This window comes from Formosa sediminum, from assembly GCF_007197735.1.
GTDB lineage: Bacteria > Bacteroidota > Bacteroidia > Flavobacteriales > Flavobacteriaceae > Formosa > Formosa sediminum.
Genome location: NZ_CP041637.1, coordinates 3,392,478 through 3,409,606, shown reverse-complemented (window position 1 = coordinate 3,409,606; position 17,129 = coordinate 3,392,478). Strand labels below are relative to the sequence as shown.

Annotated in this window: 10 protein-coding genes; 9 read left to right on the top strand and 1 reads right to left on the bottom strand. The window is 31.5% G+C overall.

The genetic code is table 11. From position 1 onward, the window contains the following. Positions 1–4 precede the first annotated feature (4 nt). From FNB79_RS14955 to FNB79_RS14925, 7 genes are all read left to right on the top strand, one after another. Positions 5–1,450, top strand: coding sequence for a Gfo/Idh/MocA family protein (locus FNB79_RS14955; protein ID WP_143382124.1), 1,446 nt, complete (start codon positions 5–7; stop codon positions 1,448–1,450). Positions 1,451–1,538: 88 nt separating this feature from the next. Further along, positions 1,539–4,568, top strand: a complete 3,030-nt coding sequence (locus FNB79_RS14950; protein WP_185967787.1) for a chondroitinase family polysaccharide lyase — start codon at positions 1,539–1,541, stop codon at positions 4,566–4,568. A 347-nt stretch (positions 4,569–4,915) separates the two neighbouring features. Then, positions 4,916–7,978, top strand: a complete 3,063-nt coding sequence (locus tag FNB79_RS14945) for a SusC/RagA family TonB-linked outer membrane protein (RefSeq protein ID WP_185967786.1) — start codon at positions 4,916–4,918, stop codon at positions 7,976–7,978. An 11-nt stretch (positions 7,979–7,989) separates the two neighbouring features. Then, positions 7,990–9,738: a RagB/SusD family nutrient uptake outer membrane protein gene (locus FNB79_RS14940; RefSeq protein ID WP_143382121.1), complete on the top strand. Its 1,749-nt coding sequence runs from the start codon at positions 7,990–7,992 to the stop codon at positions 9,736–9,738. 234 nt (positions 9,739–9,972) lie between these two features. Next, entirely contained in the window at positions 9,973–11,676 is a 1,704-nt protein-coding gene (locus FNB79_RS14935) for a beta-N-acetylhexosaminidase (RefSeq protein WP_246073283.1), read from the top strand. 102 nt (positions 11,677–11,778) lie between these two features. Further along, on the top strand, positions 11,779–12,621 hold the full coding sequence (gene kduI / locus FNB79_RS14930; RefSeq protein WP_143382120.1) for a 5-dehydro-4-deoxy-D-glucuronate isomerase: 843 nt from the start codon (positions 11,779–11,781) through the stop codon (positions 12,619–12,621). Continuing rightward, a complete protein-coding gene (locus FNB79_RS14925; RefSeq protein WP_143382119.1) occupies positions 12,618–13,808 on the top strand; it encodes a DUF4861 domain-containing protein in 1,191 nt (396 codons plus the stop codon). Before kduI ends, FNB79_RS14925 begins: the two co-directional genes overlap by 4 nt. 84 nt (positions 13,809–13,892) lie before the next feature. Here FNB79_RS14925 and FNB79_RS14920 read toward each other — a convergent pair whose 3' ends face one another. After that, on the bottom strand, positions 13,893–14,936 hold the full coding sequence (locus tag FNB79_RS14920) for a LacI family DNA-binding transcriptional regulator (protein WP_143382118.1): 1,044 nt from the start codon (positions 14,934–14,936) through the stop codon (positions 13,893–13,895). Positions 14,937–15,127: 191 nt separating this feature from the next. Between FNB79_RS14920 and FNB79_RS14915 the strand changes: the two genes are divergently transcribed. Together FNB79_RS14915 and FNB79_RS14910 are read left to right on the top strand one after the other, a co-directional pair. Beyond that, positions 15,128–16,045: a sugar phosphate nucleotidyltransferase gene (locus FNB79_RS14915; protein ID WP_143382117.1), complete on the top strand. Its 918-nt coding sequence runs from the start codon at positions 15,128–15,130 to the stop codon at positions 16,043–16,045. Continuing rightward, positions 16,038–17,117: a phosphotransferase enzyme family protein gene (locus FNB79_RS14910; RefSeq protein WP_143382116.1), complete on the top strand. Its 1,080-nt coding sequence runs from the start codon at positions 16,038–16,040 to the stop codon at positions 17,115–17,117. Before FNB79_RS14915 ends, FNB79_RS14910 begins: the two co-directional genes overlap by 8 nt. Positions 17,118–17,129 lie beyond the last annotated feature (12 nt).

Sequence of the window (17,129 nt, the reverse complement as noted above, 5' to 3'; positions counted from 1 at the left end):
AAAAATGGAAAATAAGAGAAGACAATTCATGAAACTATCGTCTATAAGCGCATTAGGCTTATTAGGAGGTAGTGTGTTTTCTGCAAATTCAGAAACAATAATTAAAGATTCCAACTATTTAAAATCTAGCAGCTCATTATTTAACATGTCAGGTTTTAGAGCACCAAAATTAGAAGAAGTACGCATTGGTTTTATTGGTTTAGGGATGCGTGGACCTGGTGCTGTTCAACGTATGAGCATGATCGAAGGTGTAACCATAAAGGGGTTGTGCGATTTAAGAGAAAAAAGTGTAATGAACTCTAAAGAGATTCTTAAGGGTACAAAACACAAACCAGATTTATACTTTGGAAGCACTTACGCATGGAAAGAAATGGTTGATCGAGATGATATCGATTTAATCTACATTCTAACACCTTGGGATTGGCATACTCCAATGGCAGTTTATGCGATGGAAGCAGGAAAACACGTAGCAGTAGAAGTTCCTGCTGCTAAAACCATCGACGAAGCTTGGGAACTTGTAGAAACTTCTGAGCGTACAAAAAAACATTGTATGATGATGGAAAATTGTTGTTATGATTTTTTTGAACTTCTCACACTTAACATGGCTAGACAAAATTACTTTGGAGATATTATTCATGGGGAAGGAGCATATATTCATAATCTATTAGATCTTAACTTTAATAAAACTAGTGGATATGAAAGCATGTGGCGTTTAGAAGAAAATGCATCTCGTAATGGAAATTTATATCCTACACACGGATTGGGACCAATATGCCAAATTATGAATATTAACAGAGGAGATCAATTAGATTATCTAAGTTCATTGTCTTCAGCAGATTTTAATATGCAAAAATTAGCCCGAGAAAAAGCAATACATGATCCGTTTTACGCTGAGTATGCTAATAGAAGTTTTAGAGGAAATATGAATACAACAATGATTAAGACTAAAAAAGGTAGAAGTATTATGATTCAGCATGATGTATCTTCAGATAGACCTTACTCTAGAATTCATATGGTTAGCGGAACTAAAGCATTTGCTCAAAAATGGCCTACACCAGGCAAAGTTGCCGTTAATGATAAATGGCTAAGTACTTCTGAGATGAATGATTTAGAAAAAAAATACACACCTGAGCTTGTAAAAAAAGTTGGAGAGCTAGCTAAAAAAATTGGTGGACATGGAGGTATGGATTTTATAATGGATTGGCGTTTAATAGACTGTTTGCGTAATGGGTTACCTCTGGATCAAGATGTATACGATGCGGCATTATGGAGCTCTATTAGTCCTTTAAGTGAGCAATCCGTAGCCAATCGTTCCAATTCTATAGATATACCAGATTTTACTAGAGGACATTGGAAAACTAACAGTCCAGTAGATATAGGGTTACAAGGTGCTGGAAATACTTCAGTGAATTATAAGACTAAAACTATAAATAAACAAATGGGTTTATAGTACTAAAATAAGTATTATAAACAACATTAATATTTTACACTATTAGATAATTATGATCAAAATTGATTTTAAAATAAGTTGCTTTCTTTTGTTTTTTTGTTTTTGTGCAATACTTATCGCACAAGAAAAAAAGCCGTATAAAGTTAATTTTGAAAACCAATCAGAATTAAATCATTTTGATCATAATAAAACAAGCACTATTACCTTAAGTGATAAACATTATAAATTAGGTAAATCATCATTACGTTGGGACTTTAAAGAAGATAGTTATATCAAAACAAGCTTTTTAGATATCCTTACAGAAGAAGAAAGTCCGCTTGCTTATGGTGATTACTTTCCAAATAGTCCCACTACTATTTTCTCTATCTATAATGAAGATATACAAGAAGGTACTTTACGTTTTTCTTTTTATTCAGATGCAAATGATGATGAAATTTGGTTTGAAATCCCTTTAAATTTTACAGGATGGAGAACAATTTGGGTTCCTTTTTACGAAATGAATGGTCACACACCAAAACGTAATACTCCCGTAAATTTTAAAACTTTTAAAATTAGTACGGTTAATATTAAAAAACCAGGTACAGTTTTTATTGATGATTTGGTGTTTTCTCAATATCAGGATGATAGGTATGCTTATCCAGACTTCAGTGTTCCCTTTTTAAAACAAGATTTTGCTCCAGAACAAGACCATTGGATGCCTTCAATAGCATATTATAATTATATTGAAAATAGTAAGGCTAAAGACGTATCTATAGCTACAAAAAAAGAAATCGATATTATTTTACAAAGATTAAATAGTAGATTTATTGATACTTTAAAATTAAAAAATACGGTACACGAAGCTACAGAAATTTATTCTAAATTAAATTTAAATGTAGATCAAACAGTGAAGGGAAGACCTCTCACTTTTAGATACGATGAAACATATTATAATAAACCACCAAAATACGATGAAGATTTTATGGAAGTTCATCGATTTGGAGCCATACTCAAACAGCTTGCGGACTTATATTTACAAGGAGATGAAAAATCTAAATCAGTAATATCTTCTAATTTTATAATGGCTACACAATATTTTTTAGACCAAGGGTGGCAAGCTGGGGCTTCAGGAGGAACACGACACCATATTGGATATAGTATGGAAGATTTAGCTAAAGCTTTTTTTATAATGAGAGCCCCATTACAACAAGCTGGTTTATTAGATGAGGTGGGAAAAAGCATGCAGTGGGTTTTTAATTTAGGTAAAATATTAGCTCCAGAAGATGATTTTGTTGCTAATATAGATTATTTCAATACGCAATCATTTTATCATTTAATGATAATTTTTATGCGTACAGATATTAATAAAATAGCTTTATTGCTAAATGCTTATAGCAAGTACATGTCCATAACTTTAGCACAAGATAATGAGCAAGGTGTATTTAAAAAAGATGGGACATCATGGCATCATGGAGGGCATTATCCCGCATATGGCATGGGGGCCTTTAAAAATTTACCTAAAGTATTTAGAACACTATCAAACACACAATTTAAGATTAGTATGGTTGGCCATCAAAATTTTAAAAAAGCCATTTTAACAACAGTGTTATATAGTAATAAGTTTGATTATGGTTTTGCAAATGCAGGTAGACACCCTTTAGAAGATAATACAATAGAGCCATTAAAATCACAATTTTTAGATATGGCGTATTCTGGAAATCCAGATTATACTTCAAAAATAGATAGAGAATTTGCTAGTGCGTATTTAAGATTATGGGGAGATCAAGATAAAGAGACCGCTGCTGTTTTAAAAAATGAATATAATATAAAACCTGAAACTTTACCTGGTTATCATGTTTTACCTTATGCATCTACTGCAATTCATAGACGAAAAGATTGGGCAGCTATAATTAAAGGTTACAGTAAGTATGTATGGGCTTCAGAAATTTATATAGCTTCAAACCGTTATGGACGTTATCCGGCTAATGGAACAATACAATTGCTTTCTGAAAAAGGAGAATATGGAAGTGGATTTAATCAGTTAGGTTGGGATTGGAATAGATATCCCGGAGCCACTATAATACATTTACCTTTAAAAGAATTAGAATCAGATTTATCGTTATTAATGTTTAAATCAAATCAAACGTTTGCGGGCGCGGTTAAACAAGATAACAATGGTGTATTTTCTATGATACTAGATGAAAGTTCTGGTTCCAATTCAGATGGCAAACGTGGTAGCTATAGTTTTCCAGGTAAACTTAAGGCTCGTAAATCAGTATTTTCTTTTGGAAATAAGTTAATCTGTATTGGAACAAATATATCGAGTATTGATAACGAACATTCTGTAGAAACTACGCTCTTTCAAAATTATCTAAATGAAGATATTTCTAAAAACATTTTTAGTTCAAAAATAGGTGCAATTAATAAGTTAGGTTTTAATCAAAGTATTAATTCAGATACTAAAGATTCGTGGTATATAGATGCATACCAGAATATATACCACCTAATTTCAGATAATCAAGTACATATAAAATTAGATCATCAACATTCTTACCACAACAAATATTCAATAAATACTGGTAAAATGAATACTAAAGGTAAAGGTGTAAAAGAAACAGAAGGTAATTATGCTGTGGCATGGATAGATCATGGTGTAGCTCCAACTTCTTCAAGTTATCGCTACGTGATTTACCCTTTTTCTGATGAAAATATGATTGAAAAAGTTAAAACGGGCCGTTTTAAAGACTCAAGTTTTCAAGTTATTCAAGCAGATAGTTTAGCGCATGTGGTTTATGACAAAGCGTTACATACTTACGGCTATAGTTTTTTTCAAAATAGTACATCGTTAAATGTACCTTATATAAAAGCAGTCTCAAATCCGTCGCTTATAATGTTACACGAAACGGGAGGGAAATCTATTCAATTAAGTGTGGTTGATCCTAACTTAAATTTTTATGATGATTCTGGAAAGGCTACACCAGGTTTTGGACACCCCATTAGTATAGAAGTTACTTTACAAGGTATATGGAAGCTTCAAGAAAGCGATTCTAAAACAAATTTAACTGTAAATAAAAATACAACAACCTTGACTTTTTCAGTGCAAGACGGTACAACTTACAATTTTAAGTTAACTAGATAAACGCCTGAATTTATGTTCATTAATAATAATAAAAATGTTTACAAATAATTTGTGTGCTCGAGCACAATTTTAAATATAAATTTGTAGATTAGTAAAATAATTAACGATATATGTATGAATTTTTAGTTAAAACGATAATTCTATGCATGTAAAATTTAAAGAATATGGTGTATTCTTTAATTATCATTATGTGTTGCCAGCCGCGGAGGTTAACATGTAAAACACTAACAATATCACTAAAAACTATCATTATGAATCATCCACCAAAATGTATTTACTTTCTGTCAAAGTATATGGCATTGAAGAGTAAAATTAAATTACATGTGTTAACTTTTTGCATATTATCTATGTTTCTACAAACACAAGTAAACGCCCTAAACATTGTGCCTATAATTCAAACCAATAATCAAGAAATCCAAGTCTCTGGAGTTGTGTTTGATAATACAGGGATGCCACTACCAGGAGCATCTATAATAGAAAAGGGCACTAAAAATGGTACAGAAACAGACTTCGATGGTAATTTTAAACTTACAGTGTCTTCTAGTAGTGCTGTTTTATTAGTTACCTATATGGGGTTTTTAACTCAAGAATTAAATGTTAATGGTAAAAGTAATTTAGAAATAACTATGGTTGAAGAAGCAACCAGTCTAGATGAAATTGTTGTTATAGGTTATGGAACACAATCAAAAAAAGACATTACAGGATCTATAAGTGTTGTTAAAGGCGATGAAATTACAGCTAGAAACACAACAAATGTATCTAATGCATTGCAAGGCGCTGTGGCAGGTGTTACAGTAACTCGTAGCAGTGGTGCTCCTGGAGCAAGTAATACAATTAATATTAGAGGAATATCTACTTTGCAAGGAGATAGTTCACCATTAATATTAGTAGACGACGTACCTGTTGAAGATATTAATGACGTTAACCCCGATCAAATTGAAAGTATTTCAGTTTTAAAAGATGGAGCTTCTTCTGCAATGTACGGATCTCGAGCTGCTTCAGGTGTAATTGTGATTACCACCAAAAGGGGAAAAGAAGGAAAATTTAAGGTGTCTTATAGTGGGGAATTTATTCTTAGTACAGCCAATGAAACTAGAAAAAATGTTGATGTGACTCGCTATTTTGAAATGGATAATGAAAAAGCATGGAATGATAATGGAAACACTGGTGTAGAAGATCCAACTTGGGCTTCAGATTATATTGCTAATTATAATGCAAATCACCTTGAAAATCCAGACCAATATCCTGATACAGATTGGCAAGATTTAATTTTAAAAGATTATGCAGATGGTTATAGACATAACATTGCAGTAAGCGGTGGTTCAGAAAACGTAAAAACTAGTTTAACAATGAGTTATGAGAAACAGAATGCGTTATACGACCATAGTAACTGGAATAGATACACAACTCGACTAAATAATGATTTAAAGATTTCTGACAAAATTGGAGTAACAGCAGATATTGCAATTAAATTAACAACAAATAATAACCCAATAGAAGATCCCACAGATGCAGCATTAAGTTATGCGCCTAATTATTCAGCAGTATGGGAAGATGGTAGAATTGCAGGTGGCAAATCTGGAGAAAATGCTTATGCTGTATTACAATATGGAGGCTTTCAAACAAGTAAATCGTATTTGTTTTATGGTAAAATAGGTGCTTATTACAAACCAACAGATTACCTTAAAATTTCGGTTAATTTAGCACCAAATTTCAATTTCAATAAATATAAATACTTTAATAAAGCTATACCATATTATGATTATGATGACCCTGGTGAAACAGGAATTCCAGCTTACATTTCTAATCATTATGCTAATCAAAATAATTTAATTGAAAATAGAACTTTTGATAATACTTTAACGACTCAAGCACTCATAAATTATGATAAGTCTTTTGGAAATCATGCGCTTAGTGGTGTGCTTGGTTATGAAGAATTTGATGCAAATTATGAAACTTTAAGTGTAAGAGGAAATGAGTTTGTTAGTGCAGATTACCCATATCTTAGTCAAGCTCCTATAGATGGGGTTTTTGATAATGGTTCTACAATTTCTGAAAATGCATATATATCTTATTTTGGAAGATTAGCCTATAATTTTTCTGATACTTATTACCTTCAAGCAAATGTAAGAAGAGATGGTTCTTCTAGGTTTGCTAAAGATTATAGATGGGGAACTTTTCCTTCAATTTCTGGAGGTTGGGTGCTGTCTAAAGAAAAATTCATGGAGCCTCTAAATAAAACTGTTTCATTTTTTAAACTTAGAGGGTCTTATGGTGCTTTAGGAAACGACAGACTAGGTAACTATTTATATCAATCTGTATTGCAATTTAGTAATGCTTTAATTGCTAATGGAGCAGATGTTGATGCAGTACGATCTGCCGCACAAACGTATTTGGCTGTAGAGAATGTTACATGGGAAACTACAATATCTAAGGATGTAGGTTTAGATTTATCTCTGTTTAATAATTCACTGTCTTTAACTGCAGATTATTTTATAAAAGATACAGAAGATATGTTATTAAGCTTAAGTATCCCAACATTAACAGGATTTACAGATCCAGTTGTAAATGTAGGGTCTATGAATACTAAAGGTTGGGAATTGGCTCTGTCATATAATAATTCTATAGGAGATTTTAGATATTCAGTTTCGGCAAATGTATTTGATTCTAAATCAATTGTAGGAGATATTAATGGTAAACGTTTAATCTCAGGAAATTTAATCTCTGTTCAAGATCAAGAATACATGAGTTGGTTTGGTTATGTGTCTGATGGAATTTACCAAACCCAAGAAGAGGTCGATAATTCTGCTGTAACGAGTGCCGCTGTAAGTCCTGGTGATATAAAATATAAAGATATAAGTGGTCCAGATGGTGTCCCTGATGGTGTAATTAACGAGTTAGATAAAGATTACTTAGGAGGATCTTTACCTCATTATCAATATGGAGGAACTATTAATTTAAACTATAAAAAATTTGATTTAGGAATCACAGTACAAGGGGTAGGTAAACAAAGTTTTTATTTATCACAAACTTACATTCGTCCATTTTTATATGATTGGCAGGCAGTAAGTGAAATTTATGCAGATAGCTACTATAGTAATTATAATACTGCAGCACAAAATGAGAATGCTAAATATCCTAGGTTATCAGAGAGTTCTTCAAGTAATAACTACCGTTTTTCAGATTTTTGGCTAATTGATGGTTCTTATACTAGAATTAAAAATTTAACTTTAGGCTATACACTTCATAATAAAGATATTCCTAAAACTCCTTTTACAAGCTTACGAATTTTTCTTTCTGGTAACGATCTCTTTACATTTGATAATCTTCCTGATGGAATTGATCCAGAACAACAAAGTGGATATTTAATTACTAAATCATTCATTTTAGGATTAAAGGCTAACTTTTAAAACAAAATATCATGAAAAAATATATATTCACAACATACATATTAAGTTTAATTCTAGGAAGCTTACTTTTTAACTCATGTACAGAATTAGATTTAGCACAAGAAGATGCCGCTAGTTCAGGGAATTGGTATCAAACATCAGATCAATTTAGAGAATCTCTTAATGAAACTTACCGTGAGGTCTTTTGGCCAGAAGATGAAGTTTATGAAGGCATGGATGATGATTGGCAAAGACGTGATGCCTTACATGCTATTAAGTCAGGGAGTATGTCTTCAGAAAATACTGGTTGGACAACAATTTATAAAGGAGTTACTCGTGTTTTAGCAGTGATTGAAGAGTTAGAAACGCAATCTGTATTAACAGATGAAGAAGCAACACAATTTTTAGGTGAAGCTAATTTTTTAAGAGCATCTTTTTATGCCTATTTAATTGCACATTTTGGAGATGTCCCCTTTTATGAAGAACAAATTTCTGTTGAAGAATCTTTTGAAATAGGACGTACCTCTAAAGATATTGTTAAAGAAAAAATTTATGAATATTACGATAGTGCAGCTGCAAACCTACCTGTATCTTATAATGGTTTAGAGTATGCTACTAAAGGAGCCGCTTACGCCATGAAAGCACGTATCGCATTATATATGGGAGATTATGAAATTGCAGCAGCAGCAGCTAAAAATTGCATGGATTTAAATGAGTATGAGCTTTATCCAGATTATGGAGAGCTTTTTGAGTCTACTACTAAAAATTCTGTAGAAACTATTTTTCATATTCCACGTAGCGAAGAATTAAATGTAATTAGAGCAGATAATGTTCAGGATTTTTTACCAAGAAATCATGGCGGATATGCAGGACGTAATCCTACATGGGAGCTCTTAGCTTCGTATGAATGTGTAGATGGTTTACCAATTGATGAATCTCCTTTATTTGATCCTCAAAATCCGTTCAAAAATAGAGATCCTCGTTTATTAGAAACTATAGCCCCATTTGGATCTTTAGTAGATGGAGACGGACTAGATCCTAGTTCAGGCTCAAACTTTATGGATATTGATTATAACCCACATCCAAATGCCAAAGTGGTAAGAGATTACGAAAATAATTTAGATATTAGAAATCAAGATACTCGCTCAATAGGTGCTTATGCGGCTTATAATGGTCTACTATTTAAAAAAGGAATAACTAAAGATTGGATAGATTTAAGAACAGATCCAGATTTAATTGTTATGAGATATGCAGATGTATTATTAATGTATGCAGAATCAAAAATTGAATTAAACCAAATAGATGAAAGTGTTTTAGATGCTTTAAATGCAGTGAGAGATAGGGCTTATGCTAACTCTCCTTTTGAGAATCCTAGAATTACAACAACAGATCAAGAGGAGTTACGTTACAAGGTGCGTAATGAGCGTAGAGCAGAGCTCGCTTTTGAAGGGCGTCGTTATATGGATTTAATTCGTTGGAGATTAGCAGAGAAGGCATTAACTGGTTATACATATGGTTTACTAAATGTTACTGTAGATACAAATATAAACGTAGCTCCAACCGGTCCACTAATGGATAATTTAGTAAATAAAGATTTATGGTTCTGGGGGCAAACTCCTGAAATAGACGAAGATGGTTTACCTGATTTTACAGGGCTTTTAAACGCAGGATACTGCCGTACACTTAATGAAATTATTTTCCCTGAACGTCAATATTTGTTTCCAATTCCAGAACAAGATATCCTGTTAAATCCTAATTTAACTCAAAATCCAGGTTATTAAACCTTTCAGAATATATTAATATTATAATAATCTAAACAATATAAGTTAGGTGGTTAAAATGATGAAAATGAGAATACTTCAATAAAATTGGTCACACAGTTTTATTGAAGAATTTTCATCATTTTTTATTACAAACACATATTATTAATTATACATACTAACTTTTTAGGTATAAATATTAATAAGACTAGGTGAAATTCAGTTGGCATATATTTTAACTAATAAGATTAAAAAATGAAATATAATTTATTAATAATACTCTCTTTTATCGTATTAAGTTGTTCAAATAAATATGATAAGTATAAAAGTATTAACCATACTATAGATGACTATAATATAATTCCAAAACCATCTAATTTACAAATCCTTAACGGAAGTTTTAAAATAGATGATAATACAGTTGTATATAGTGATTCTGTATTAAATAATGAAACGGAATATTTAATACAAACAATTAAAAATATTACCAATTTTTCTATATCAAGCTTAGACAAAAATTTTAATAATACACATATTATTAATTTAGAACTTACAGATACTATTAATTCAGAAGAAGGATATGTTCTTGATATAGCTTATGATAGAATCGATATAAAGGCAAAAACAACTAAAGGCGCTTTTTATGCTATAGAGACTCTAAAACAATTAATTCTAAACAGTTCATTAAATTCAGAATCTCAAGAATATTTAATACCTGCTTTACATATTAAAGATGAGCCTAGATTTTCACATCGAGGGATGATGTTAGACACTGGAAGATACTTTTATGATGTAGAGTTTATAAAACAATTCATTGATTTAATTGCAGTGCATAAAATGAATATTTTTCATTGGCACTTAACAGAAGACCAAGGATGGAGAATTGAAATAAAAAAATATCCTAAACTAACAGAGGTAGGCGCTTGGAGAAATGGTACAGAAATAGGGCGAACTCCAGGGACTAAAAGTGATAATATAAAGCACGGAGGATTTTATTCACAAGATCAAATAAAAGATATTATTAATTATGCAAAGAAAAAACACATTACAATAATTCCTGAAATTGATATGCCTGGACATAATGGCGCAGCAATAGCTTCCTATCCATTTTTAAGTTGTTTTCCTGATGAAGTTACACCGATGAATGACAATATTATATCAGAAAAAACAAAGGAACTCTTAAATTCGGGAGTAAAGAAAGTTGTTCAAGAATCCTGGGGAATAAAATCAGATGTACTTTGCGCAGGAAAAGAAAGTACATATACATTTTATGAGAATGTGCTTGCTGAGGTTGCAGATTTATTTCCTTCTGAATACATCCATATTGGAGGAGATGAGTGTCTTAAAGATAATTGGAAAAGATGTCCTAATTGTCAACACCTTATTGAAGAAAAAGATTTGAAAGGTGAAGAAGAATTACAAAGCTATTTTATTAATCATATGAGTGCTTTCTTAAAAAGAAAAGGAAAGAAAATAATTGGATGGGACGAAATTTTAGAAGGTCAAGTTACACCTGAAGCAACAGTTATGTCTTGGCGAGGAGTTAAAGGAGGTATCCAAGCGGCTAAACAAGGTCAGAACGTTATCATGACGCCTCGAGAACCTTATTACTTAGATTATTATCAGGTCGCTGATACCCTAAACGAACCGTTAACAGTTGGAGGACGTGGTCCAAATACAGTTAAAGATATTTATTTGTTTAACCCTTTACCAAAAGAATTAACAGAAACTGAGAGTAAAAATATTTTAGGAATTCAAGGTAATTTATGGACAGAATATATTGCTACTCCAAATTATGCAGAGTATATGTTATTACCAAGAATGACAGCAATTTCTGAAGTAGCATGGTATTCTGGTGATAATAAAAAAGATTATGAAGAATTTTTGAAACGCTTAAATAAATTTGAAGCGTTATACTCTAAAATGGGGGTTAATTATGCAAAACATGTTTTTGAGTAATAGAAGATTTAAAATATAAAGAGTTTTTTTTTTGTTTGTTTGTTTGTTAGTAAGTAAGGAGGAGCTTATAAATAAAGTTCCTCCTTTTAAAAAGTATAAACTATGAGTACGAATTATGAAACGCGTTATGCGTCAAGTCCAGAAACGGTAAAGACCTATGACACCCAAAAATTACGCAAGGAATTTTTAATAGATAATTTAATGGCAGCAGGTTGTATTAATTTAACCTATTCCCATTACGACCGTTACATAGCAGGATCTGCAGTACCCACCACAAGTGCATTAACATTAGAAGCTATAGACCCCTTAAAAGCTGCTTTTTTCTTAGAGCGCAGAGAACTCGGCATTATCAATGTTGGAGGAGAAGGATCTGTAACTGTAGATGGTACCAAATATGAGTTGGGATTAAAAGATGCCTTATATGTAGGTATGGGTAATAAAGAAGTTGTTTTTGCTAGCGAAGATGCAAATCAACCCGCAAAATTCTACCTTAACTCAGCCCCAGCACACGTTAATTATCCTACTAAAAAGGTAAGCAAATCAGATGCTAATAAAATAGAATTAGGGTCTTTAGAAACAGCCAATCACCGAACAGTAAACCAAATGATAATAGGAGGTATTGTAACTACCTGTCAGCTTCAAATGGGAATGACCGAATTAAAAACAGGAAGTGTTTGGAATACCATGCCAGCCCACGTGCATGATAGACGCATGGAAGTTTATTTTTACTTAGATATTCCAGAAGACCAAGCGGTATGTCATTTTATGGGAGAACCACAAGAAACACGTCATGTATGGATGCAGAACGATCAGGCAATAATCTCACCACCATGGTCTATACATTCTGGGTCAGGTACTTCAAATTATACCTTTATATGGGGAATGGCAGGAGAGAACTTAGATTATAACGATATGGATGTTGCAAAAATAACTGAATTAAAATGAAAGATAAGTGTATATATACATGTATTGCAATTTCAATACTCTGTACAAGTTGCGATACTGAAAAAAAGGAGAATCGTTTATTTACCGTAAAAAACACGCTAGAATTATCTAGAAGTTTTGAAACTGTAGAAATATCTAAAAGCGAAATAGAATTAGAGGCAGGAGAGAATTTTGAAGATTTAAGTATACAAGATGTAGAGACAAAAACAATTTTAGTGTCTCAATTTGTAGATGAGGATCAGGATGGAGTATCCGATGTTTTATTGTTTCAACCGGAATTAGATCCAAAATCAGAAAAACAATTTGCATTGGTTAAAAGTAACACAAGCACAACGCAAGATACTATGGCCTATTGTTATTCAAGATTTGTACCAGAACGCACAGATGATTATACTTGGGAAAACAATAAAGTTGCATTTAGAACATACGGACCCCAAGCTCAAAAAATGATTGAAGATTCTATACCAGGAGGAACTTTATCTAGCGGAATAGATGCTTGGTTAAAAAAAGTAGAGTATCCCATTATAGATAAATGGTATGCGAAGAATGCAAAAAATCCAGGAGCTTACCATATAGATCATGGGGAAGGTTTAGATAATTTTCATGTAGGTTCAAGTCGAGGAGTAGGAGGGTCTGCCGTAAAGATCGATACATCCTATTATATTTCTAAAAATTTCACAGACTGGAAAAGAATAACCACAGGTCCAATACGAACAAGTTTTGTATTAGATTATTCAGATTGGGATGCCGCAGGGCAAACCATCTCAGAAGAGAAACACATTTCTTTAGACTACGGAAATAATTTGTCAAGATTTGAAATACATGTATCAGGAACAGATGAATTGTCAGTAGGTTTAACTTTACATGATAACGAAGGCACAATAACAGAAACCGTATCAGAAGGATGGATTTCATATTGGGAATCTAATTATTTCAATTCAGAATTAGGTACGGCAGTAGTAGCTCCAATAGGTCTGATGCAATCATCAGAGTATTATGTAACCTCGATGAAAGATAGAAGTAATCTCTACGCACAACTTAAGGTGAATGATAATAAAGTCGTATATTACGCTGGTTTTGCTTGGAAGGAGTCACAACAATATCCAACCAAAGCTTCATGGGAGACGTATTTACGTGAATTTTCACAGAAAATAAACACACCATTAGAAGTTACATTTAATAAATAAGAACAAAACGAATTGAAAGCGGTTTCAAAATTTCGGTTTTGAAACCGCTTTTTATATAAAATGTGTTATTTACAAAAACGAGTGTTAATTGGTAATGTATTGCTTAACATTTTCAGAATTTATGATATCTAAAGGTAAATATGTGGTTTTAGAAATTTTATTTTGATAAATAAGATGTTCAGCTAAAGAAGTAACACCTAAATGGGCTTGATGTTTAGGATTTTGGTTTATTAAATACGTAATGTGTCCTGAATTTAAATACTTAACATTCAAATCTAACAAATCATAACCTACTAAAGTAATATCATTAATACGTAATGCTTCTAAAGTTTCTGCTACCAAGTAAGATTTAGATGTCGTTATAAATAAGCCTTTAGTGTCAGTGTTATTTTCTAAATAATTGGTTAATAGGGCGTGTAATTTATCTGCTTCAACATGTAATGTAGATATTTTAAAAGCGTTCTCTTCCTTACTTTCAAAATAAGTTCTAAATCCACTTTCTTTCTCTTGCATGTGTTTTGCATTAGATATGTCTTCATTTATATGAATAATAGTAATATGACCTGATCTAATTGTTGTTTCAAATAATCTAGCGGCTACACGGCCACTTTGTATTAAATCCTGACCAACAAATCCATCTGCAGTAATTGGAGTTACTTGATTATTAAATGTTAAAACAGGAATGTTTAAATTTTTATAATCTGTAATTGCTGTTTGAGCTTCTTTATAAAAAAGAGGTGCAAGTAAAACTGCATCAGGGTTTTGCTTTAAAGCTTTTTGATGATTTTCAACAAACGATTCTGTGAATTGTGGATTAAATTCAATAATAGAAACAATTACATTAAAAGGCTCAAAATCCTGACTGGCATTTAATATACCAATCTTGCATCTTTGCCAATAATTATCAATATTAGGATCGGGTAACAACACACATATATGATACGTCTTATTATTTTTTAAATTCTGAGCAATAAGGTTGGGTTTGTAATCGATAGTTTCTAAAATAGCGGTCACTTTTTTTAGAGCTGTATCCGATACTTTACCTCTTTTATGTAGTACACGATCAACAGTACCTTTAGATACTCCAGCAAGTAATGCAATGTCTTTTATTGTATATTTCTTATTCATTAGTACAAATATAATAAAGTTTGAATTAATTTTAACATTAACATATGTGTTCGTGCACAAATTATGTGTGCTCGAGCACATTTTATTACTTTTTTCTTTTTTTATTGCTTTTACATGCATAACTTAGCTTAAAATATTATGCTATAAAGCAAATTTTCACAAAGATCCTTTGCTTAATAAAAAATTATATTATGAATTCGAACACACCAACATTAGTGATTTTAGCCGCAGGAATAGGAAGCCGTTATGGTGGATTAAAACAATTAGATACATTCTCTCCAGAAGGAGATACAATTATGGACTTTTCCATATATGATGCTTTACAAGCAGGCTTTGGTAAATTTGTGTTTATTATTAGAAAAAATATTGAAGATGAATTTAGAGAAGTATTTAATAAAAAATTGGCTGGTAAAGCTGAAGTAGATTATGTGTTTCAAGAATTAGAAAATGTGCCTGAAGCTTATATTAATCCAAAACGAAAAAAACCTTGGGGTACAGGACATGCATTACTAATGGCTAAAGATGTGGTGAAAGAAAATTTCGCAATTATTAATGCAGACGATTTTTATGGTAGAGAAGCTTTTCTAACTATGGCAAAAGCTTTAAAAGAAACAGATAAAGAGTCTTATAATTTTTGTACAATGGCTTATTTGCTAAAAAATACGATTTCCGATAATGGTTATGTCTCAAGAGGAGAATGTCAAGTTAATTCTGAAGGTTTTTTAACAGATGTTACAGAACGATTACATATAGAAAATACATCTTCTGGTATTATTAGAAAAGACGATGACGGTAACATGATACCTATCGCAGGAGAAACTATTGTATCAATGAATTTTTGGGGGTTTACTCCTAAATGTTTTGAGTTTGGTACACAATTATTTGAAACATTTCTTGAAGAAAATAAAGATAATTTAAAGGCCGAATTTTTTATTCCGAGTGTGGTAAATGAAATTTTAAATTCAGGGATAGCAACTGTTAAGGTTTTAAAATCTGATGCTAAGTGGTTTGGAGTAACCTATAAGGAGGATAAAAAAATAGCTCAAGATGTGATATCTAAACTAAAAGCAGCAAATATTTACCCATCTAATCTTTGGTCTGATGAATAAAAATAAAATAGAAAATATATTTAATCAATTTGAGCATCTTTCAAACTATCGTTCTTCTAAAGAATTAGTGTCAGGCCATATCAACGATTCCTATCTTATAACAACACATACAGATAAAGCTTTTGTTTTACAACGTATAAATCATGAAGTTTTTAAAGATGTACCAGGATTAATATCTAATAAGGTTGCAATTAGCAATCATTTAAAATCTAAGTTTCAAAATCTAAATAAATCAGATCTTCATAGAAGGGTTTTAACCTTTATTCCTACATCAAGTGGAGTGTCGTATTATATAGATGAGAAAGGAAATTATTGGAATTTATCGATTTTTATAGCTAACAGTTTCACACACAATGTGGTGGAAAGCGAAGTTGTTGCTTATGAAGGTGGAAAATTGTTTGGAGAATTTTTGAACTTAACAGGAGATTTTGATACTCAGCAATTAATAGAAGTTATACCTAATTTTCATGATATGTCCTTTAGATATAAACAATTTAAAGAAGCTTTAAATTTAGCTACTAATGAGCGTAAAGCTATTGCTGAAGATTGTATTAATAAAGTTGAAATGATGAAGGATGAAATGCATATTCTTCAGAATTTAAAAACTTCAGGCGCTATTAGATTACGTGTTACTCATAATGATACAAAAATCTCTAATGCATTATTTGACAAGGAAAATAAAGGATTATGTGTTATTGATACAGATACGGTAATGCCAGGGATAATCCATTATGATTTTGGAGATGCGATTAGGACGATTTGTAATACAGCTGCAGAAGATGAAAAAGATTTGAATTTAGTTTCATTTAACAAAACATATTATGAAGCTTATAAAAAAGGATTTTTAGAAACCATTAATAATGCATTGACTCCAACAGAATCTAAGTATTTACCATTAGGAGCTAAGACTATGATTTTTATAATGGCATTGCGTTTTTTAACAGATTATCTAAATAATGATATTTATTATAAAACTAAATATCCTAATCACAATTTAGACCGTGCAAAAAATCAATTTAAGCTTATAGAAAGTTTTGACGAGCAAATGCATTTAGAATTATGCTTACAATAATAATTCCCACAT